The 19888-nt window shown below is 70.1% G+C and carries 22 protein-coding genes and 1 pseudogene; 14 read left to right on the forward strand and 9 right to left on the reverse strand.

What is annotated here, in order from left to right; translation table 11 throughout:
- Positions 1–146: 146 nt before the first annotated feature.
- Positions 147–1139, forward strand: a complete 993-nt coding sequence (locus ACZ5ON_RS17885) for a sigma-70 family RNA polymerase sigma factor (protein ID WP_465592899.1) — start codon at positions 147–149, stop codon at positions 1137–1139.
- Positions 1140–1183: 44 nt separating this feature from the next.
- The gene (locus ACZ5ON_RS17890; RefSeq protein WP_465592902.1) at positions 1184–1318 is read left to right on the forward strand and encodes a hypothetical protein; all 135 of its coding nucleotides are present in this window, start codon (positions 1184–1186) and stop codon (positions 1316–1318) included.
- A 4-nt stretch (positions 1319–1322) separates the two neighbouring features.
- On the opposite strand, the gene ACZ5ON_RS17895 is transcribed toward ACZ5ON_RS17890, so the two are convergent.
- Positions 1323–3185 carry a peroxidase family protein gene (locus tag ACZ5ON_RS17895; RefSeq protein ID WP_465592905.1) on the reverse strand — a complete coding sequence of 621 codons (1863 nt, stop codon included), beginning with the start codon at positions 3183–3185 and terminating at the stop codon, positions 1323–1325.
- Positions 3186–3407: 222 nt separating this feature from the next.
- Here ACZ5ON_RS17895 and ACZ5ON_RS17900 point away from each other — a divergent pair, with 222 nt between their 5' ends.
- The 3 genes from ACZ5ON_RS17900 to ACZ5ON_RS17910 all read left to right on the forward strand — a co-directional run bounded on the left by ACZ5ON_RS17900 (position 3408) and on the right by ACZ5ON_RS17910 (position 5310).
- The gene (locus ACZ5ON_RS17900; RefSeq protein ID WP_465592908.1) at positions 3408–3629 is read left to right on the forward strand and encodes a hypothetical protein; all 222 of its coding nucleotides are present in this window, start codon (positions 3408–3410) and stop codon (positions 3627–3629) included.
- A 234-nt stretch (positions 3630–3863) separates the two neighbouring features.
- Positions 3864–4448 carry a TetR/AcrR family transcriptional regulator gene (locus ACZ5ON_RS17905; protein ID WP_465592911.1) on the forward strand — a complete coding sequence of 195 codons (585 nt, stop codon included), beginning with the start codon at positions 3864–3866 and terminating at the stop codon, positions 4446–4448.
- A gap of 100 nt (positions 4449–4548) precedes the next feature.
- Positions 4549–5310, forward strand: coding sequence for an SDR family NAD(P)-dependent oxidoreductase (locus ACZ5ON_RS17910; protein ID WP_465592913.1), 762 nt, complete (start codon positions 4549–4551; stop codon positions 5308–5310).
- A 761-nt stretch (positions 5311–6071) separates the two neighbouring features.
- Here ACZ5ON_RS17910 and ACZ5ON_RS17915 read toward each other — a convergent pair.
- Positions 6072–6743 carry a hypothetical protein gene (locus tag ACZ5ON_RS17915; RefSeq protein ID WP_465592916.1) on the reverse strand — a complete coding sequence of 224 codons (672 nt, stop codon included), beginning with the start codon at positions 6741–6743 and terminating at the stop codon, positions 6072–6074.
- A 390-nt stretch (positions 6744–7133) separates the two neighbouring features.
- Here ACZ5ON_RS17915 and ACZ5ON_RS17920 point away from each other — a divergent pair, with 390 nt between their 5' ends.
- The 3 genes from ACZ5ON_RS17920 to ACZ5ON_RS17930 all read left to right on the forward strand — a co-directional run bounded on the left by ACZ5ON_RS17920 (position 7134) and on the right by ACZ5ON_RS17930 (position 8601).
- Entirely contained in the window at positions 7134–7523 is a 390-nt protein-coding gene (locus ACZ5ON_RS17920) for a VOC family protein (RefSeq protein WP_465592919.1), read from the forward strand.
- Positions 7524–7852: 329 nt separating this feature from the next.
- Positions 7853–8272 carry a YciI family protein gene (locus ACZ5ON_RS17925; protein WP_465592921.1) on the forward strand — a complete coding sequence of 140 codons (420 nt, stop codon included), beginning with the start codon at positions 7853–7855 and terminating at the stop codon, positions 8270–8272.
- Positions 8245–8601 carry a sigma-70 family RNA polymerase sigma factor family protein gene (locus tag ACZ5ON_RS17930; protein ID WP_465592923.1) on the forward strand — a complete coding sequence of 119 codons (357 nt, stop codon included), beginning with the start codon at positions 8245–8247 and terminating at the stop codon, positions 8599–8601. The genes ACZ5ON_RS17925 and ACZ5ON_RS17930 overlap by 28 nt, the downstream gene beginning before the upstream one ends.
- A gap of 523 nt (positions 8602–9124) precedes the next feature.
- Here the strand turns inward: ACZ5ON_RS17930 and ACZ5ON_RS17935 are convergent.
- Complete coding sequence (locus tag ACZ5ON_RS17935) at positions 9125–10060, reverse strand: LysR family transcriptional regulator (RefSeq protein ID WP_465592925.1); 936 nt, start codon at positions 10058–10060, stop codon at positions 9125–9127.
- 133 nt (positions 10061–10193) lie between these two features.
- Here ACZ5ON_RS17935 and ACZ5ON_RS17940 point away from each other — a divergent pair, with 133 nt between their 5' ends.
- Complete coding sequence (locus tag ACZ5ON_RS17940) at positions 10194–11474, forward strand: MFS transporter (RefSeq protein WP_465592928.1); 1281 nt, start codon at positions 10194–10196, stop codon at positions 11472–11474.
- A gap of 410 nt (positions 11475–11884) precedes the next feature.
- Positions 11885–12532, forward strand: coding sequence for a DUF4232 domain-containing protein (locus tag ACZ5ON_RS17945; protein ID WP_465592931.1), 648 nt, complete (start codon positions 11885–11887; stop codon positions 12530–12532).
- A 232-nt stretch (positions 12533–12764) separates the two neighbouring features.
- Here the strand turns inward: ACZ5ON_RS17945 and ACZ5ON_RS17950 are convergent.
- A pseudogene (locus ACZ5ON_RS17950) lies at positions 12765–13224 on the reverse strand (YqjF family protein); the annotation flags it as partial.
- A 98-nt stretch (positions 13225–13322) separates the two neighbouring features.
- On the opposite strand from ACZ5ON_RS17950, the gene ACZ5ON_RS17955 reads away from it, so the two are divergent.
- Together ACZ5ON_RS17955 and ACZ5ON_RS17960 are read left to right on the forward strand one after the other, a co-directional pair.
- Positions 13323–13856: a hypothetical protein gene (locus ACZ5ON_RS17955; RefSeq protein WP_465592934.1), complete on the forward strand. Its 534-nt coding sequence runs from the start codon at positions 13323–13325 to the stop codon at positions 13854–13856.
- On the forward strand, positions 13751–14395 hold the full coding sequence (locus ACZ5ON_RS17960) for a tyrosine-type recombinase/integrase (protein WP_465592936.1): 645 nt from the start codon (positions 13751–13753) through the stop codon (positions 14393–14395). The genes ACZ5ON_RS17955 and ACZ5ON_RS17960 overlap by 106 nt, the downstream gene beginning before the upstream one ends.
- A gap of 136 nt (positions 14396–14531) precedes the next feature.
- On the opposite strand, the gene ACZ5ON_RS17965 is transcribed toward ACZ5ON_RS17960, so the two are convergent.
- The 5 genes from ACZ5ON_RS17965 to ACZ5ON_RS17985 all read right to left on the reverse strand — a co-directional run bounded on the left by ACZ5ON_RS17965 (position 14532) and on the right by ACZ5ON_RS17985 (position 18574).
- Entirely contained in the window at positions 14532–15719 is a 1188-nt protein-coding gene (locus ACZ5ON_RS17965) for a Cmx/CmrA family chloramphenicol efflux MFS transporter (RefSeq protein WP_465592939.1), read from the reverse strand.
- Between the two features lie 1042 nt (positions 15720–16761).
- A complete protein-coding gene (locus tag ACZ5ON_RS17970; RefSeq protein WP_465592942.1) occupies positions 16762–17007 on the reverse strand; it encodes a hypothetical protein in 246 nt (81 codons plus the stop codon).
- Positions 17004–17321 carry a hypothetical protein gene (locus tag ACZ5ON_RS17975; protein ID WP_465592944.1) on the reverse strand — a complete coding sequence of 106 codons (318 nt, stop codon included), beginning with the start codon at positions 17319–17321 and terminating at the stop codon, positions 17004–17006. Before ACZ5ON_RS17975 ends, ACZ5ON_RS17970 begins: the two co-directional genes overlap by 4 nt.
- A 99-nt stretch (positions 17322–17420) precedes the next feature.
- A complete protein-coding gene (locus tag ACZ5ON_RS17980; protein WP_465592947.1) occupies positions 17421–18038 on the reverse strand; it encodes a hypothetical protein in 618 nt (205 codons plus the stop codon).
- A 29-nt stretch (positions 18039–18067) separates the two neighbouring features.
- Positions 18068–18574, reverse strand: coding sequence for a GNAT family N-acetyltransferase (locus ACZ5ON_RS17985; protein ID WP_465592950.1), 507 nt, complete (start codon positions 18572–18574; stop codon positions 18068–18070).
- Between the two features lie 326 nt (positions 18575–18900).
- Here ACZ5ON_RS17985 and ACZ5ON_RS17990 point away from each other — a divergent pair, with 326 nt between their 5' ends.
- Together ACZ5ON_RS17990 and ACZ5ON_RS17995 are read left to right on the forward strand one after the other, a co-directional pair.
- On the forward strand, positions 18901–19335 hold the full coding sequence (locus ACZ5ON_RS17990) for a hypothetical protein (protein WP_465592953.1): 435 nt from the start codon (positions 18901–18903) through the stop codon (positions 19333–19335).
- Complete coding sequence (locus ACZ5ON_RS17995) at positions 19284–19856, forward strand: hypothetical protein (protein WP_465592956.1); 573 nt, start codon at positions 19284–19286, stop codon at positions 19854–19856. The genes ACZ5ON_RS17990 and ACZ5ON_RS17995 overlap by 52 nt, the downstream gene beginning before the upstream one ends.
- The last annotated feature ends 32 nt before the right edge of the window (positions 19857–19888 follow it).

A 19888-nucleotide genomic window follows, 5' to 3' on the forward strand; every position in this document is an offset into this window, starting at 1 on the left:
TCGACTTTCTTCGCCGATCGTTGATCTACAGGTGTCCCGTTGCCTTGTTCAAGCCCCTTGACCTGCGCACTCATGCCATAACGCAGCGGCGTTGCCGAGCTGTTGAAGTGCTGATCTTGGTCGGCTTCGGCCGCTAGGGTGATGGAGTGTCTGTGACCCAAGATCGTGACGATGTCGTCGAGCAGCTCGAACCCTTCCGCCGGGAGCTGACGGCCTACTGCTACCGGATGCTTTGTTCGGCGTTCGAGGCTGAGGACGCCGTGCAGGAGACGATGGTCCGGGCCTGGTCGAAGTTCGACGGTTTCGAGGGCCGCTCGGGGCTGCGCACCTGGCTGTACCGGATCGCGACCAACGTCTGCCTGGACATGGCCCCGGCCGCTCAGCGTCGTGCCCGGCCGATGGACCTGTCCCCGCCGGGCTCGGCCACCGCGCCGAACCTCGCGCAGTTGGAGGAGCGGATCTGGGTGGGGCCGATCCCGGACGAGCGGGTGCTCTCCGGCGACCCCGCCGAGGTCGCGGTGGGCCGGGAGACGATCCGGCTGGCCTTTGTCACGGCGCTGCAGAGGCTCCCCGCCCGCCAACGCGCGGTGCTGATCCTGCGTGAGGTGCTGGCCTGGTCGGCGGCCGAGACCGCCGAGCTGCTGGAGACCTCCGTCGCTTCGGTGAACAGTGCCCTGCAGCGAGCGCGGGCCACGCTCGCCGACAACGGCGGCGTGCCGGAGAGCGACATCTTCAAGCCGCTGGATGAGACGCAGCAGGCTCTGCTGGCGAGGTACATCCGGGCGTTCGAGGCGTTCGACATCGAGGGGCTGCAGAGGCTGCTGCACGAGGACGCGGTTCTCAACATGCCGCCGTACCAGATGTGGGTGCAGGGAGTGGTGGAGCTGGGCGAGTGGTGGCTCGGCGCCGGCTGCGGATGCCGGGGATCGCGGATGATTCCCGTGGAGGCGAACGGCACGCCCGCGTTCGCACAGTACCGGCCGGCCGAGGACGGCAATGGGTGGACTCCGTGGGGCATCACGCTGTTGGAGATCACCGACGGCCGGATCAGCACCATGACCAATCACATGGACACCGAGCGGTTGTTCCCGCTGTGGGGACTTCCCATGCGGCTGACCGCCGACGGCACGGGAACCTGACTCACCGGCCTCGGGCTCGAACACCTCACCTGGCCGGTGCCCTGGTGCTTGCCGGCCCGGCCGGCAAGCAGGGCCGGCAAGGCCGGGCCGTCCTGCAGGCCGTCGTGCTGGCGGTCTCGGTGCTGACGATCTGGCGTTCCCCCGGCGGGCCCGACTCCCGGTCGATGGAGCCGGAGTGATGGATCAGGCTCCCGTCCCGGTGGTCTGCCAGGGGGCGAAGGCGTTGGCCACCGAGGCCATCGCCGGGCGCAGGTCCGGGAAGTGGCGCAGCAGTACCGAGCTCATGGTGTTGTCCTCGATCCAATCGAGTCCGGCCTGCGTGTACACCTGGGGGGTGAAGTCCCTGGTGAGGAACCGGTCGCTGTTCAGCCGGCGCGAGGCCATCAGGATGAAGATGCGGAAGGCGGTGTCGCTGAAGGCGAAGCCCTTCGGTCGGCGCTCGGCGAACATGCCGATCATCAGGTCCACCCGTTCGATGTCGCCCTGGTAGACGAGGCTCAACTCCCTCGCCAGGTCGGGATCCTGGGCCAGCGACTCGAAGTCCTTCGCGGGGGTGAGGTGGAGCAGGCGCCGGAACTCGTTGTACCTGGGCACGCCCAGTTCGCGGATCCGCAGGATGTCGACGGCGCCCAGGTCGACCAGGATCCCGTCCGGCCGCTCGAACTCCTGCATGAACCTTGGGTAGTTGTGCAGCGTCACCAGCCCGGGATGGGCCGTGCCGAACGAGTAGAAGAGATCGGTCAGCGAGTGCTTCGCCAGCAACTCGTAGGCGCGCGGCCCGGCCAGCTCCCGGAACGTCGCCTCCTGCAGCACGGTGTCGTCGCCGGCGGAACGGAAGGACCAGTCGTCGCGGATCAGCGGATGCATCCGGTAGACCGCGGTGAACTCCTCGGTGAGCGCGTACGGGACGCCGAAGTGGTCGGTCCGCCCTCCGACGATGCCGCTGAGCACCTCGCTGCCGCTGATGCGGCCGAAGAGCCGGTGCACGCGCTCACCGAGGACTCCGTACCAGTTGGCCCGCAGCGCGGCGACCGTCGTCGGATGGCTGACCACCGCCGGGGTCCACTCGACCGTGTGGATCTTCGCGAGCAGGGCGGCGATGACCAACCGGGCCCGCTGGAAGAGTTGTTCGTCCGTCCACTTCGGGAACTCGTCCTGCAGTCGGCCACAGACGGCGTTGTGCTCCAGGACGAACAGCCGGTGCATCATCGCCAGGCCCAGCCAGAACCCTGCGGTGTTCGCCGGATCCTGCTCGGGGTCGTCGAAGAACATCGCGCCGTTCTCGGGCTCCCGCAGCCTGCCGCCGTCGCCGGTGCGCAGCTGCCGCTGCGCCTCCAGGCTGTCGCCGTAGAGCTGGGAGGCGTCCCACCAGTGGGTGCTCTGGTTGAGGTAGCTGGGTGGAAGACCGTCACCCGGCTGCCTGGTCGGGTCGGGGATGGTCCTCGGCACCAGCATCGGGCGGGTGGGCCAGGGATCGCCATCGACCAGCTCGATCCGCCATGGATCCGCCATGGTGCCCGGCCCGTGGGTGAACCAGTCCCGGATCATGAACTGCAGCCAGGCCGCGACCAGTGAGTTGACCGACTCCGCGGGCACGAACTCGCGCCGGGTGAGCAGCGCGCGGCTCACCTCGCGGGGGCTCGGCGTCAGCAGCTGCGGCTCGGGCTCGGGGAAGGTCCGCTCGGGCGGGACGTTGCGGCCGAAGCGCGAGTCGGCCATGCCCATCCGCGGGCTGCCCAGGTCGTTGTGAGTGCCGTCGGCCGAGCGCTCGATGGTGTCGCGGGCCCGGCGTGGCTCGATCGGCGGCAGGTCGACCGCCGGATAGCCGGTGGTGTCGAAGAGGTTCTCGCGGCGCAGCAGATCCCGCAGGCCCTTCAGCACTGCCAGACCGAGCGGGGTGGGCAGCCGGTCCCAGCCGATCCGGTGGTCCACGGTCACCGCCAGCCGTTGGTACGCCTGCCGGTACGCCCGCAGGAAGGCGGCCTCGGGTCGGGAGGCGGACGCGGCCGGCCGGCGGCCGCTCCGGGGACTGCGCTGCTCGGCCATACCGGCCTCCTCGTCTTGGGTGCACAGGTGCACAGGTGCACAGGTGCGCGGATGCGTGGCTGCGCCGGGTGCGGATCGCCCGCGCGCCGGCCAGGTCCTTCGTGGACAACACTGTTTGGGGTGCGTCAGATGCGCAAGGCGCGGCGTGAGCCGAAGGGTGCGGGGGAGTGGCGAGCGCCGGCACCGGTTCGGAGCGCCTGGCGGCGACCGAGGAGCGCGGCCGTGGGAGACACCGTGGTGAACACGGCGGACGATTCCCCGAGCCCGGCGGACGGCCAGGAGGGTGACACCGACTTCGACGGTCAGGAGATCCGCCTCGGCGTCGTGCTCGACGGCGGCGTGAGCCCGGACGTCTGGACGCTGGATGAGCGGTGTGGCGCTGGCGCCGCACCGCTAGGCAGGCGACCGCGCCGGGCCCGCCAGGACCCGGTCGGCGGACGCTGAGGCTGCTGAGTGCCCGGGCAGGTCGAGCGCTGCGGTGAGTGCCGCGAGCGGTCCGGGGCGTGGCCGTTCGCGGTCGGGCATGGCCAGCGCTGCCGCGCGGTCGGATGGTCCACCGGCGCTCTGAGTGCGTCCGTGCCGTCAGGGGTGACCACAGGCGGTCCCGGGCCCGGGCAGAGTGGCTCCGCTCCGCGTCTTTCTTGACTGATTGGTCTGAAAAGGCGTAAGGTCCTCTGCATGGCACGGACCAAGGAATTCGATCCCGATGCGGTGCTCCAGAAGGCTCTGGAGCTGTTCTGGCGGCGCGGCTACGAGGCCACCTCGATGGCCGACCTGGTGGCGGAGCTCGGGATCGCCCGCGCCAGCATCTACGCCACCTTCGGTAGCAAGCACGAGCTCTACCTGCGTGCGCTGGAACGCTACGGCGAGCAGCGGAACCCGGCGCTGCTCGCCGAACTCTCCCAGCCCGGGCCGGTGCTGCCGGCCCTGCGTACGGTGGTCCGCCGCTTCGCCGCCGAGGCTGCCGAGGAGGGGCGGCGCCGGTACGGCTGCTTCGTCACCAATACGGCGGTCGAGCTCGCCCCGCACGACCCGCGGGCCGCCCGCCTGGTGGACGCCAGCCTCGGCCACCTGGAGACGGTGCTGACCGTCGCCCTGGTCCGGGCCGAAGCGCAGGGCGAGCTGCCGACCGGGCGGGACCCCCGGGCGCTGGCCCGGCTGCTGGTGGTGCTGTTGCAGGGGCTGCGCGTGGTCGGAAAGACCGGCGACGGCGCGGCCCGGGCGCGGGATGCCGCCGAGCAGGCGCTCGTCCTGCTGGGCTGACGCCCGGTGGCGTGCCGGCCGTTCCTCTTCCCCGCCTGGATTCTCTTGCTCTCTTCTTGTCTCGATTCTGGACCGAACGGTTAGTATGGGAGTGCTCAGTATGACCGCACGTTTCGCCGACACGTCCGTCCTGGTCACCGGTGGCGGCACCGGTATCGGTCGGGCCGTCGCGCTCGCCTTCGCTCGGGAGGGCGCCCGGGTCGCCGTTGCCGGCCGCACGGAGGGCCCGCTCGTCGAGACTGTCGAGCTGATCGAGCGCGTCGGTGGCGAGGCCGTCGCGCTGACCGGCGACGTGACGAACGGACAGGACGCCGCCCGCCTGGTCCGCGAGACCGTCGAGCGCTTCGGCGCCCTGGACGTCGCCGTCAACAACGCCGGCGTCCTCGGGGCACTCGGCCCGGTCGCCGATGTGGACGAGGGCGAGTGGCGCCGCGTCATCGACGTCAACCTGACCGGCACCTGGCTCGCCATGAAGTGCCAGATCGGCCACATGCGCACCCATGGTGGCGGTGCCATCGTCAACATCGCCTCCAACCTCGGCACCCACATGCGCCTCTCCGGCCTCGGCGCCTACGCCGCCGCCAAGGCCGCCGTCGCGGTCCTGACCCGCACTGCCGCCCGCGATCACATCGCCGACGGCGTCCGGATCAACTCGGTGAGCCCCGGCCCGGTGGAGACCACGATGTCCACCCGCCCCGGCGAGAGCGCCGCCGAGAAGGCCGAGCGGATGAAGGCCGCCGTCCCCCTCGGCCGGGCGGGCACGGTCGAGGAGATCGCCGCCGCCGTCCTCCACCTCGCCTCGCCCGAGGCCGCCTTCACCGTCGGCGCCGACCTCGTCCTCGACGGCGGCATCACCTCCTGATGATGTTGTCAAGCCGCTGATGGCACGAGGCCGCCGACAAAGCCCGCGCCCACGCCGAGGACAAGGAACGCCGCCGCCAACAGCGCACCGGAGAAAGCGACGAGCAGGCCGTCGCAGACACCGGCGAGGCGGCCGCCGCAACAGCGTGGCCCAAGCCGAAGGCCCGGGCGAACTTCGCCGACCCGGACTCGCGGATCACGTTGGTCGTCACGTCGGCGGCGGTGATGTCCAGCCGTTTTCAGCCTGCCGATCCCCCCGCCTTCTCGGTGAGATCACTGCCGAGGGATGACTGGCCTCGCGAGGGCGAGTTCGGTCCACCGCTCCAGTTCCACGTTGCGGCGCGCAGCCAGGCTGCTGCACTTACCAGCAACCGGTACGCCCACACACCGGCATGCGTCGGCCGGGTGGCGGGGGCGGGGACAGCCCGAGGCCGGCCCGGCAGAGGTTTGGGCGCCCGTCGGTATCGTGACCGGCCTGCTCCACGGATGGCGGGCTCCGGTCCGGTCGGTCAGCTTCCGGCTCGGCCGGCGCTGGCTGTCTGGGCGGCCGGTTACCACCGCCGATCCTGGAACAGGAATTCGACGCGCGAGGAATCTAGGTCGAGCAGCGGGTGAGTCCCGTGGGAGGTGGTGGAGCGCCCGGGTTGCGCCGCTGTCCGTGAGGAGAACGGCCCCGGCCCGGGCTGCCTGCGCCGGCACCGAGCGGCTAACCCCGCTCGCCCCGAAGTCGCTGCGGGAGTGCGCCCGGCCGGGGCAGGGGGCTCAGTGTGACCAGTACGGGTTGTCGATGGTCGTGTCGGCGGGGTCGCCCGGGCGGGAACCGGGTACGTGGTCGGCGGCCAGGTCGCCGTAGTCGTCGGGGACGTACTGGACGCTGCCCTGGTGGATCGTGATCGTCACCCGGACGGTGAGCGGGCCGGGGTCGTTCATCCGGCTCTCCTCGAGGGAGAGTTCGGCCTGGAGGCCGTTGGGGTCGGTGGTGTGCAGAATCCGGCCGGCGCCGGCGCTGCCGCTGCTGCTCTCCGGGTATGTGTCGATGGTGGGCAGCGGGCACCGCAGTTTCAGCCACGCGTCCGTGATGCGGCGTTCCAGTTCGGCCTCGTGCCTGACGAGGATGACGGTGCGTGACTTCAGGGTTCGACGGACACGGGAGGACTTGCTCTCCTCGCCGTGGGGGAGTTCGTCGCGTTCGACCTGGTATCCGCTGTCGTGGAAGACCAGGCCGGGGCTGATGGCCGCAGTCGTCTGGCGGAGGAACTTCTCGCCGTCGTCGCGGAAGTCGACCGCTGTGACGTCGTAGCGGTTGACAGGGTCGGGGGAGTCGGGACCCGCCATCATCCAGCCGACGAGTGGCAGCGCGAAGCAGACGAGCACGAGGGCCGTCACGAGGCCGGCGGCCCACAGGCAGCCCTTGAGTTCAGGATTGTCGGACACTCTCGTCTCCCCCATTTGATGGTGATCATGATGCGGCCAGCCTAGAAACGCGGTCCACGGCGGGCCTGAGTATCCGTACTCAGAAGAGTGTCGGCGGCGTACCCGGACGGGTGGCGTGAGAGCGTTGGGGACGGCGTGGTGGTCGTGGCGGCTGCGCGGGGCGGCCCCGGGCCCGTCCTGACGGAAGGCCAACCCGATGTCCGCCACCGCACTCGCGCTGCCCGAGCCCGACGGCGGCGACCCCAGGGCGCCGACCCCGACCACGCCCCCGTGCTGCCGTCCAACTGCGTGCGCCGCTGCGGAAATCCCGTCACGCGATTCTCTGTACCATGTATAGTGTACGTTGTACGGAGAACCGTGAACCGGATCCCGATCGGAGAGGACCCACTCTTGAAGATCAACAGCTCTGCCGTCTCGCTGACCGTCGAGGACGTCCCGGCTTCTGCCGCGTTCCTCACCGAGCACTTCGGCTTCCAGGAGCAGATGGCGGCCGACGGCTTCGTCTCGCTCGGCCGCGAGGACGCCGGACTGAACGTCATATACCTGCGCCGAGGCCTCGAGGTACTGCCGGAAGGCTTCCGCGACCAGCACGCCGCAGGCCTGATCCTGGTCTTCACCGTCGACGACCTGGCCGGTGAGGAGGCCCGACTGCAGGCGGAGGGCGTGGAGATCACCATGCCACTGCTTGAGGAGCCCTGGGGTGAGCGGCTGTTCCAGGTGACCGATCCCAACGGCGTCGTGATCGAGCTGGTCGAGTGGGCCGTCCCGGCCGCGAGGTGACCTGACCGAGAGCCGAGTTGTCGAGAGCGACCCGGATCGACCCCGAGGCCCCGCCGGGCGAAAGAAGAACCGGTGGGGCCCCGGTGCCTTGAGCTGTGCGCCGCGCTCGGTGCCGCCGCCACCCGAGCGCCGATCAATCACCCCGAAGTGCCGATGTCAGTGGCTCGACCTGGGCCGAGGAAAAGGTCGATGAGCGGCGCGGACTTCCCGGATACGGTGTTCCCGGCCCGAGTGGATGGAATTTCTGTCCGCCTGTCGATCCGCGGCTGCCTCGTTCGACCTCGGGGTGAGAGGGCCGAGAGGCGGCCCTCGTACCGAGGAGACCGAAGATGGCGAAGTACATGTTGATCATGCGGGGCACGGACGAATCCGTTGCGAAGATGATGGCCACACCCTTCGAGGAGATGCTCGAGACGGTGGGTCGCTTCAATGAGGAGTTGATCCGGGCGGGCGTGCTCGTGGCCGCCGAGGGCCTGGACGACCCGGCCCAGGGCGTGGTGGTCGACTTCAGTGGCGAGACGCCGGTGGTCACCGACGGTCCGTACGGCGAGACGAAGGAGTTGTTCGGTGGTTTCTACGTGATCGACGTGGCAACGAAGGAGGAGGCCGTCGAGTGGGCCAAGCGGCTCCCGGCGGTTGCCGGCTCGAAGTGCGAGATCCGCCGCGTACCGGGCATCGAGGAGTTCCCGCAGGACAACGAGTGGATCGTCAAGGAGCGGGCGTGGCGCGAGCGGACCGGCCAGCTGTGACGCCCGCGGCCGCCGGCGGCCCGTTGAAGGCGGTGATGGAACTGCTCGCGCCGGACGTGACCGCCTGGTCCGACGGCGGCGGCAAGGTGACCGCGGCCCGCCGCCCGCTGCGCGGGACCGACAACGTCGCGGGCTGGATGCTCGGAGTTCTCGCCAAGCCCGAACTCCACGGAATGGCCTGGCAATCGGCCACCATCAACGGTGAGGAGAGCGTGCTGTTCTCGATGGGCGGTCACCCGGTCGGCGCGCTCACGTACGACATCACCGACGGCCGCATCCATAACCTCCGCTTCCAGGTCAACCCGGACAAGCTTCGCGGTCTCGCCTGATCACGCAGCCGCGGCACCGCCCCGGCGTACGGGCGGTCCGGAGAACCGGACCGCCCGGCCACGACGGTAGTTCCTGACCGAGCACACGGATCGCCGCCAGGCTCCCGGAGCTGCGCGGCGTGGCCTCCCCGCCGCAGCCCGAGGACAAGACGGAGGGCCGGCTGCGGGTCGGGCACATCCTGGCCGTGGTCCCCACGCAGGTGGCGTTCATAACGGGCGCCGCACTGGGGGGGATGAGTGCGCGCCGGTGGACTCGCCCGCGAGACCGGCGTCATCGAGCGGGCGGTCAGTCTCTACCCCGCTGGCGCTCGCATTTCCCGCCCGGAGGCGTTGCCGCACCTGGCGGCCGCCGCCGGCGCGGTCGTTGCCGGGGTTCCTGGGCCGAATCGGCAGTTTCAGCATCGATCAGCATCAAGGCACACGAGGCATGCGGAGGGGGAGCGCCGGAGGGTGCCGATGGCGAGCCCTGCCCCGGAGCCACCGTCCGTCGATCGGTCCACGGTGATCGCAGACGCGGCGGCGTTCAGCGCGGGATCACCCAACGAGGCGCCCAGGTCCCGGCGGCGTCGTGGCCGGCCGCTGTGGCGGCGAGGTGGGCGCGGAGGGTGGCAAGCGCCGGGTGGGGGTTGTCGCGGTGCCAGAGGAGCGAGTGAGGGTAGACGGGCGTTGGTTCGGTCACCGGGATGCGGCGCAGGCCGTGGTCGGCGGGCCAGACGAGGCGGGTCTGCTCGCCCATGAAGGTGGCCAGGGCCGGAGTGTCGGCGATGGTGTCGAGGAGCGCGTCGGAGCCGAAGTTGGGGCCGGTCGCCTCGATGGTGAGGTCGAACTCGGCGGTGAGGTCGTCGTAGTAGGCGGCCCACTCGGTACCGGGAACGATGCCGGGCATCCAGATCCGGTGCCCGGCGAGCTGCGCGACGGTCACCGACCGGGCGGCCGCCAGCGCGTGGGCGGGGCCGGTGAGGAGCTGGAGCGGCTCGTCGAGCACCCGGACGGACTCGATGTCCTCGGGGAGGGGCTGGCCGGGCACGGCGACGGCGCGGAAGGACGCGTCGATCGCACCGGACCGGATGGCGGCGACGGCCGTCTTGACGTCGAACAGCATCACCACGTCGAGGTCGATGTCGGGGTGCGCGTTGTGGAAGCCGCGCATCAGGCCCGACGCCGCGACGCGCGAGGCGATCACGTCGACGCGCAGCGGACGGCGGCCGGTGCGCACGGACGCGACCGCGCGCTCGGCGACGCGCAGCAGTTCGCGGGCGTGGGGCAGGAACGCCTGCCCGTCGATGGTGAGCTCGGCGCCGCGCGGGGTGCGGGTGAACAGCCGGACGCCGAGGTTGCGCTCCAGCGCGGCGATGCGCTTGGAGACGGCCTGCTGGGTCACCTCCAGCTCGGCGGCGGCCTCCTGGAACTGCCCCGCGTCGGCGGCGGCGATGAAGGTCCGGACAGTGTCGAGGTCCATGCCGATACCCTATGGGAACAACCGTTGGTTGTGGCCGGCGGCCGTGCGGTTGTTTGATCCCCGGGTATGGTCCTCGCTTTGATGCTTCCGATCGCGGATCGGTTGTGCGAGTGAGTGGCGAGGGGCGTCGGGCATGAGGAGCGGGCACCAACTGGGACATCTGCTCGGTCATCGGCTGGGGCGGCGGTTCGGGTGGCTCTGGGGAGCGTACGGGACCAGCGCGCTCGGCACGTGGCTCGCCTTCGGCGCGTTCCCGCTGATCGCCATCCGGGTGCTGCACGCCGGACCGGCCGAGGTCGCCGCACTCTCCTCCGTGGGGGCTGCGGTGGGCGCGGCCGTGGCGGTGCCGCTCGGCCCGTGGGTGGAGTTCCGCCGCAAGCGGCCGGTGCTGATCGCGATGGACCTGGTGCGGTTCGCGGCGCTGCTGACGATCCCCACCGCGTTCGCGTTCGGCGTGCTCACCTTCGTTCAGCTCCTGCTGGTCTCGGTCGTCGTCGCGGCGGCCGACATCACCTTCCGCGCCGCCTCCGGCGCGTACCTGAAGACGCTGCTGCCGGCCGAGGACCTGCTCGTCGCCAACGCCCGGTTCGAGTCCACGGCTTGGACGACCACGATCATCGGACCGCCGCTAGGCGGCGCGGCGATCGGGCTCCTCGGTCCGGTGGCGACGGTGGTGGCCGACGCGGTCAGCTACCTGCTCTCGGCCCTGGGCATCCGCGCGACGGGCGGGCACGAGCCGCGGCCCGAGCGCCGGGAGGCCGCGCGCACGCGGGTCGGGGACCTGCTCGACGGCTGGCGGTACATCCTCGCCGACGCGACGCTGCGCCCGCTGTTCTTCAACACCGCCTTGTTCAACGGCCTGGTGATGGCCGCCGAGCCGCTGCTGGCCGTACTGATGCTCGGCCGACTCGGGTTCGCTCCCTGGCAGTACGGCCTCGCCTTCGCCGCGCCCTCGATCGGCGGCCTGCTCGGTTCGCGGCTGGCCCGACCGCTCGTCACCCGGTTCGGGCAGCACCAGGTCCTGGTCGTGGCCGGCGCACTGCGCGCGATCTGGCCCATGGGCCTGGCCTTCCTGCGGCCGGGCACCGGAGGGCTGCTGCTGGTGATGGGCGTCGAGCTCGGGCTCATCTTCTGCTGCGGGGTCTTCAACCCCGTCTACGCCACCTACCGCCTCGAGCGCACCGCGACCGACCGGGTCGCCCGCACACTGTCCGCCTGGGCGGTGACGACCAAGGTCTCGACCGCGCTCCTGACGGCAGTCTGGGGCGTGCTGGGCGGCCTGCTCGGCCCGCGTACGGCCATCGGCCTAGCCGGCGTGCTCCTGCTGGCGACCCCGCTGCTGCTCCCCCGTCGCGCGGCAGCGCCCCTGGCCGAGCCGGAGCCGGAGCCGGAGCCAGCACCGAGCCGCGCCTGACGGGCCGCCACGGCCGTCACCCCGATCGGGCCGCGCCGCTCTTCTTTCGGAGCGGTTCACCCCTCTGGGTAGAGCTCGGAGGCGAGCGCGGTGGCCTCCGCCGTGGCCTGTGGGGGTCGCGGCGCGGCAAATCGTGGCTTATGTGTCCAATGTGCCTCAACAGCCCCCAGATACTCGTGAGGCACATACGGTGCAAGGCCACCTGCCTCACATGCCTTCTCCTGAACTACTGTCACAGGGTTGGTTGACGTTCGGCTGGGCCGCGGTCAGTCCGTCTTGAGTGTGTTTCAGGAAACTCTCATCCAGAGGCAACCGGGCGAGCCTTCCCGGTGTCTTCACCCCTGAGAACGCACAGCCCAGGCCCGGGGTAGCGGTGGCCTGTCGGCTGTCCTGATGATCCGGGGGGATCCATGCGCTCGCGCTCTGTGTCGACGGTTTCGTTATCCGTGCTGCTGGCCGGGTTCGGCCTGACGGCCTGTAGTTCCAGTTCCACGGCCAACCCGCCGAAGGCCAGTGGGGTCGCGCCGGTGTCGGCCGTACCGGTCGCGGGTCAGTCCGCGGCTCCGGCCTCCGCCTCGTCCGCCGCCGGGGTCACGGCGTCGACGGGCTCCGGCGGCTCGCAGGCTGCCAAGTGCCTTACGCGGAACCTGAGGTGGACACTCACCCGCCTCGTCGATGCGGGTGCCAGTGCGAAGGATCCGGCGAACGCGGAACTCGTCGCCGTCAACTCCGGCTCCCACAGCTGCACCTTGGCCGGTTACCCGAAGCTTGAGTTCCACGTGGGCAAGGGGCCGGAAGCCGTTGGGGTCGGGAAGGGCAGCCCTGTGCCGGTGACGCTGGGTGCGGGGAAGAAGGCGGTGATCGCCCTGCGCTACTCCGAGTTGAACGGCAAGGGGCCGGACAGCGGCGACTGCCCGGTCACTGCCGGTGCCGCCGATGTGGCCGCACCGGGTGACAGCACCGGAGTTCGGGTCCCGGTGGTGGATCAGAGCGGCAAGCCGGCGGAGGTCACCATCTGCGGTGACGAGGTCCGAATGAGCCCGCCCGTCGCCCGGTAGCAACTGTCCGGGGGTCACTCGGCCGGTGTCGGCAGCGGCGCCGTCCGAGTGGCCGGCGTTTACGTTCCTGGTGAGCGACGAGCCGTGACTCCTGGGGTTCGGCTCGCTGGGCAGGCATGAGCAAGCGCAGCTCTGGGCCGAAGGCGGCTACGCCGGCGGCCTCATCGAGTACTGCTTCACCGCCCTCCGCGCCCAGCCGCTGGCTCCTGCCCGGCCGCGGCCTCCGGTCCCAGGGGGTGGCCAGGCTGCCCGGGCGGGCGGGGCGGCCGAAGCGGACCGGCACGCCGGGGGGGGTACAGCACTCTCACCGGCGGACCGACCGGCGACGGCAGCCCGGCGGCGGTCACCAACTGATCCTCGCAATACAGGAGTTCGGCCCTGTGCAGCGGCCAGCGCGGGTGGGTGTTTGGCAGGTACACCGGCCGGCCGAAGAAGGCGTTGTGCATGCCCCAGCGGGCGGTCAGGAAGTGCTCGAGGGCGGTCGGTTCCTCGATCCGCTCGCCGATGCGCACCGCGATCCGACAGCGCGCCCCGCACGGCCCCGGCCAGCGCCGGCTGCTGGTGTAGCTGACGGTGTCCGCGTCGCGCTGGATCGCCATCCGGGCCCACACGTAGGGTAGTCGGAAGGCGCAGCGTGCGATGGTCACTGGCAGCAGCCGCGAGGCCTCCAGAGAGCGGAACACCACGCCGCGCACCGATCCGCGAGGCGGTCAAGATCTGGGCCTACGACGAACTCCCTCGGCGCCGCGGTCGGAACGTCGCGTCCTCCATGCAGAACATGATCCGCGGCATGGAACAGCTCTCGGAGAGCCTGCGGCTGCAACGAGACGACGAAGGACATCAACTCCGGCTCCTGAGCCGCACGGACATGGTCAGTTTCTGCAACCGGATCGCGTTCCTCGCCGAGACCGGCGTCTTCGGGGCTCACCACCGGGTCAATGTGATCCGCTACGTCCGCAGCATCGTGAACCGGATCCGCGTCATGGGTCTCACCGGTCCCGGCCAGGTACTGGAGGGCCTGCCGGCCGACTTCGCCCTGTCCATACAAGACATCCCCGACGAGCCGGAGGACACCGAGGCGGGGCGCGACCTGCCGGACGAGGTGATGCGGGAACTCTGCGACAACCTCGATCTGCTGGAGAAGATCAGCAACCGCGAGTTCCGCGTCGCGACCGAGCTGCTGATCGACACCGGCGGCGGCCCGACGAGATCAGCACGTTGCCGTTCGAGTGCCTGGAGAAGGATCCGGACGGCACCCTTGTCCTGCTCTACGACAACTCCAAGAACTACCGGCTGGGCCGCCGTCTGCCGATCGGGCAGGTGACCGCCGGCGTGATCACGCAACAGCAGGAACGGGTACGGGAGCGGTTCCCCGACACCCCGGCGAGCAAGCTCAAGCTGCTGCCGAGCCCGATCTCCAATCCCCAGGGGACGAAGCCGATCGGCTCGATCGGCGACGCTCACCGAGCATGGGTCGATGCCCTGCCCGACATCATGATGCCGGTCGTCGTCGAGGCCGACGGGCAACTGGTGACGAAGATGCTGCCCTTCGACAAGTCCAAGATCTTCCCTTACGCCTACCGGCACTCCTTCGCCCAGCGGCACGCGGACGCCAACATCGCCCCGGATGTGCTCATGGATTTGATGGGCCATCGCGAAATCTCCACAACTCAGGGCTACTACCGGGTCAGCCAGGAGCGACGGCGCGAGGCCGTCGACCGGGTCACCGCCTTGCAGTTCGACCGTCGAGGCAACCGCGTCTGGCGCAAAGCACAGGCAATGCTGGACTCCGAACACGTGCGGCGGGCCATCGGAGAAGTCGCCACGGCCTACGGCATCTGCCGCAGCAGAACGTCGAGCTGACCAACGCGCTCGACGAAGCCCGGTCCGATCTCGAAGCCGCCCGAGCGGCCAACCGGGACCTCACTCGAGCTCTGAACCAGCGCGGCTGACCGCATTGAGAACCGGGTCGCGACCGGGCTGGTCGCGACCCGGACACTCACAGGGCGCTGCGGCGCGTCACCGTACTTCCTTCACGTTCTCCGCGCGCAGCGCTCAGGCGCGAGGCGGCAGTAACCGCAATTGCGGTGGCGGCAAGGGCGGCGCTGACCCATGCAGCATCTCGGTAGTCACCCGTCGCCCCAGTCGCGGCGCCGGCGAGCAGTGGTCCTAGAAACGCACCGGCGTTCAGCGCCACGGTGGCGAACGCCCCGTTCAGGGACGGGGCATCGGACGCGACATGCATGACACGGTTGACGAGGGTCGATCCGATTCCGAACGACAGCCCGGCCTGGACGACCGCGACGATGAACAGCGGCGCTGTCTGCGTGCTGGTCATGGCCAGCACCGCCCACCCGACAGGCAGAGCCCACATCGCGAGGACCAGGCCTTGCCGGAGTTGACTGTCGGCCATACGGCCGGCTGCGTTCACTCCGATGAAAGCGCCGACTCCGAACGCGGCGAGCAGTCCGGGGACCGCGCCGGCGGGCAAGTGAGCCACATCCGTGGCAATGACAGCCAGGTAGGCGAAGGTTGCGAAGGTGGCCCCATTGACCAGCGCCGTGAGCGTCAACGCCATCTGCACCGAACGCGACTTGAGCGCACGCGCTTCCTGCCTGACCGAGACGTCGTGCCGCCGGGCCGCACCAGTGGGCGCCGACCGGAACACGAGCGCCAGTGCAGGCAGGCACAGGGCAGCGACTGCCCAGAAGGCCGAACGCCAGCCGGACCAGTTCCCGAGCAAGGCGCCAACAGGCACGCCGACAACACACGACAGCGTGACGCCCGACAGTAGGACGGCGGTGGCCCTGGCCTGCCTCACTGGGAGTACGAGCGCTGTCGCCACGCTCATCGCGACCGCCAGGAACCCGGCATTGACGATCGCGGCGACGATTCGGGTTCCGAACAGCACGGCGAAGTCCGTCGTGACCGCGCCGATGACGTGCACGGTGACGAACGCGGTCAGGAATCCTGCCAGTGCGCGACGACGTGGCCATCGCGCGCTCAGTGCGGCCATCACCGGCGCACCGATGATCATCCCGATGGCGTATGCGGACGTCAGGCTTGCGGCGGCTCCCACCGACACGGACAAATCACGGGCAATACCCGGTACAAGACCGGACAACATGAACTCGGAGGTTCCTTGCGCGAAGACCGCAAGGCCGAGGACGTAGATGAACACGGGCACGAAGTCGACTCCAGCGTTGACGTGTGCGGGCATGAACATCCGCGCGCTGGACGTCGAACTGCGTCACCTGTTGCTGAGACGAGAGCCGAAACCAGACCAGACACACGGAGCACGTGTCCGGTCACTCACAGCGAAGTCGACCAAGGAACCAAACGGTCGTTGGTCAGTCGACAACCCGCCGCCGAGCGACCGGCGGCTCCGTTCTGTCTGACTCAGGGCTCATCACGTGAGGCACAGTACTCACGGCATGGGGCGACCATCAACTGGATATCGGCGGACCACGACCGTGCTCCGCACAACGTCAGGTAGCGCCACAGGTGTTGCACACGATACTGTCGCTCACACCGGCGCTGAGCTGCACAAAGTGGTCTCCACTTGCCTCGCGCCACACGGTTACCCCCAGAGAAGCCGGCGCACGCCCTTACGGCCGTCGAACCAGTCACCCCCGTGGTCGACCTCGGGCCGGATCTGCAACGCGGGGCGGCCGCGGTGCAACGCGGGTGCCCCGCGTTGCGGCCTTGGCCTGCGTCGATACGCCGAATCCTGCCGAAGCGGGCGCGTCGCACCCCAGCGTTGCCTCCCGGGCCCCGCCGTTTCTACGGCTCGCTCCACCCGCACGCGCACCGGGGGCGTCCCAGGCCCGGGCTGGCCCGAGGTCGAGCTGGTCCTCGTACCCCAGGCCGTAGGTGAGCCGCACTGCGGCTAGACGCGCCTGAACAACGCCGAGACGGGCCGCTGCCATCCCCAGCTCGGACGCCACCGCATCCTTCCGGTAAGCGAGTTCACCGGCGTCCACACCCGGCGACCCGGCCAGGACGTCCCGGTCCGGGATCCTGTCGAGCCCGGCGCAGTCTGGGCGACGGCCTGCGGAGGCGTTACAGCAGGTGTGCAACATCGTGACAGGGCCGTAGACCGTCCTCGGGGACGGGAACGGCTCCCCGAGCTCGGGGGCATTGCCCCACTGGGCGCGGTGGTTGAGCACGCGGATCTTCTCCGCAGCAGTACAGGCGCCACGCCGGTCGGCCGACCGCCGACCCGTCGCTCAGCCCGCGTAGGTGACCTGCACGACCGTGACCGTGCTGGTCTTCTCCCCGACCAGAATCACGGCCTGAACGTGCCCACGGGCGATCGTGCGCATCACCCCGTCGTCCGCCCCGTACGGCATGGAGGCACGCAGCGGGTCGGCGAGGCAGTCGAGGAGACACACGGCCAGGTCGGCCCGGCCATGGTCCGGGAGGGCCTGGTAGACGGCGAGCTGATCAGGGCCGAGTCGAAGGTGCCAGGTCACGCCGCGCCCCGCGCGCCCGGGGCGGGCTGGCTACCCAGCGGCGCCTGGTCCAGCCAGCGCAGCAGCTCACCGGTGATGTCCACGCTGCCAGCCTCAACCTCGGAAGGGAGCTCGCCGTGCGCAAGGTAGTGCGCGCGCAGTCCCTCGAGACGGACCCGGTCGCCCTCCTGCTGCTCGACCACCGCGACCCAGCGGCCGAGAACCGTCGGGAGTTCGTCGACCGGCGCCCGGTTCACGTCCCGCAGAAAACTCCGCTGCGCCTCTGGGTGCGGCAGCGCACCATGCAGAGCATCGATCGTCCACCTGCTACTCACCGCTGCGCTCCCTCGGGCCGGGGTTGTTCGAGCACCGAGATTAGCGCACAACTCCCCGCTCCTGGGGGCGGGTTCGGGTCATCGGCGGCCGCTGATCGGCTAGCCGGCCCCAGCGCAGCAGGCCGACGCGCGACCTGCTGCGCCACCGTGGACCGGTGCACGTTCCTGGGCGGGGAAGCGCTCCGGACGGTGTTCCCCGGAGCGCGGTCGATGTCGGCAACGCCCAGCGCTCGCCACGACGTTGATCAGACGTTCGTCGGCGGCATGCTCGTTCCGCCAGATGACGCAGCGGCGGATCATGCTGCCCTGCTCCTTGTGGCTGGCGTGGTCGGCGCCGTCCGGTGCGACGTAGCGCAGGGCGGTGCACTGAGCCTCGATGCGGTTCGGCCAGGAGGAGTTGGTCGGCGTGTAGGCGAACTCGATGTTGTTCGCTGCGGCCCAGTCGCCGACCGGGCATCCTCCTTCATGGTCGGGTTCGGGGAGAAGTTGTCGAGCACGATCGCGATCCGGATCCTCGGCGGGTAGAAGCTGCACGGACAGCGGCAGAACTCGAGGATCCTCGTCCGGCTCTTCGTTGGCTTGATGTGACCGTAGAGCTTGTCGGCCGTCCTCCTTCCCCCCAACGAGAAGTTCCGGATGGCATGAGAAGTAGTGGGGTTTTCCGCAGCCTCGATGAGAGCCCTGCATGTGGCGGTGCCCAGGTCCCAGCAGGTCCACGGCCCGCGCATCGCCGGGGAGATCGGGAGTCAAAGCTCCAACTCGTAGACCTGAGCGGTCAGATCGTCACCGAAGTCGAATGGGCTTGGCTCCTCCGCCACCAAGTGGAAGCCGGCGGTGAGGTAGACGTGGCGGGCCGCCGCCAACGTGTTCATCGTCCACAGCCGGATCCGCCGGTAGCCGGCCGCGCGGGCGAACTCCACGCAGATCTCGACCAGCCTGGTCCCCAGGTGGTGGCCGCGGGCGGCCGGATCGACCAGCAGCACCCGCAGCTTGGCGGTGGCCTCGTCCTCGTCCTTGGCGTCTACGCAGAAGACGCTGCCCACCCGGCGCCCGTCCAACTCGGCGATCCAGCCGGCCTCGCGCGCCGGATCGTGCTCGGCGGCGAAGTCGGCGACGATCCCGGCCACCATGACCTCGAAGGCGCTGCTCCAGCCGTACTCCGCCGCGTACATCTCCCCGTGCGCGAGGACCACCCAGCCGAAGTCCCCCGGCCGTCCGATCGGCCGGATGACGGCCTGGTGTGCGATCTCCACGCCCACCAGTAAAGCAGGAACGGTGAACTGAGGACCATTCAGCTCACCCGCTGCCCGACCGCGGCGGGCTGCGCCCGCGTTGAGTGCCTACTGACGTGACCACCCCCGAACCAGTGGGGAGGCCGTGCGATCGATCGATGCCAACCCAGCAGCCCGGCGAGATCACCATCTCCGACGGGGCAACCCTAGCCACGTTCCGTGCCCCCGGCGAAAGCGCGCGTCAGTCAGCACCTGCACCCAGGCGGGCCCCTGTCTCGCACATTCGGGTCGCACAGTCGTTGCTCACCTTATCGCGGCGGTCTTCGGGGCCGTCCTGTTGGAACGCGGTGCTGCTCGACCCGGCCCGCCGGACCGTGGCCGATCGCCGACTGCTCGCGGGCGTGGTGATCGCTGTGCTGCTCGTGCTGCCCGACCTGTTGTGGCAGGCGCGGCACGGCTGGGCCACGTTCGCGATGACGCGGGCGCTGAACCGGGAGCACGGAGGCGCTGGGAACATCCCCACCTGGATCGTGGGGCAGCTCGGCATGTCCTGTCTGGTGATGACGGTGCTGTGGCTGGCGGGCCTGCGGTTCCTGTGGCGGTCCGGCCGGCCGCTGTGGCGGTGCCTGGTGACCGCGTACGCCGTGCTGTTCGTACTGTTCGCCGTGACGACCGGGGCGCAGGTGTACTACCTGGGCGGGTTGTACGTGTGCCTGCTGGGGCCGGCGCGGTGGGACTCGACCGGTGGCTGCACGCCCGCCCGGTCCGGCTGCGCGGCCTGATGACCGGTACCGCCGTCGCGGCCGCGCTGTCCGCCGTGATCGTCCTGCCGGTGCTGCCGCCTTCTGACATGGCCTGGACGTACGGCACCAGCCCGATGTCGGGGGAGAGCCTGGGCTGGCCCCAACTGGTCGGCACCGTGCGGCAGGTATGGACCGGTCTCCCGGCCGGGCAGCGCGCGAACGCGGTGATCTTCGCGGCGGACTACAGCGAGGCCGGCGCCATCAACGAACTGGGCCGCAGCGCCGGGCTGCCCACCGCCGCGGGTTCCCAGAACACCGACTGGTGGTGGGGCCCGGGCAACCCGCAGGCCACGACCGTGGTGGCCATCGCTCCCGGCCCCGACTACGCCCCCGGGTACGCCGACCTCCTACGCCGGTACTTCCGGCACGTCCGGGTAGCCGCCACCCTCTCCAACCCCTACGGCGTGCACAACATCGAATGGGGCGGCCACGTCTACGTCTGCACCGACCCCGTCCGTCCCTGGGGTGCGATCTGGTCCGAACTGCGCAACTACGCGTGATGCCCGCGGGGCCGTGTCGGTGCCGCACCACG

Source organism: Kitasatospora sp. NPDC032150, assembly GCF_055579945.1.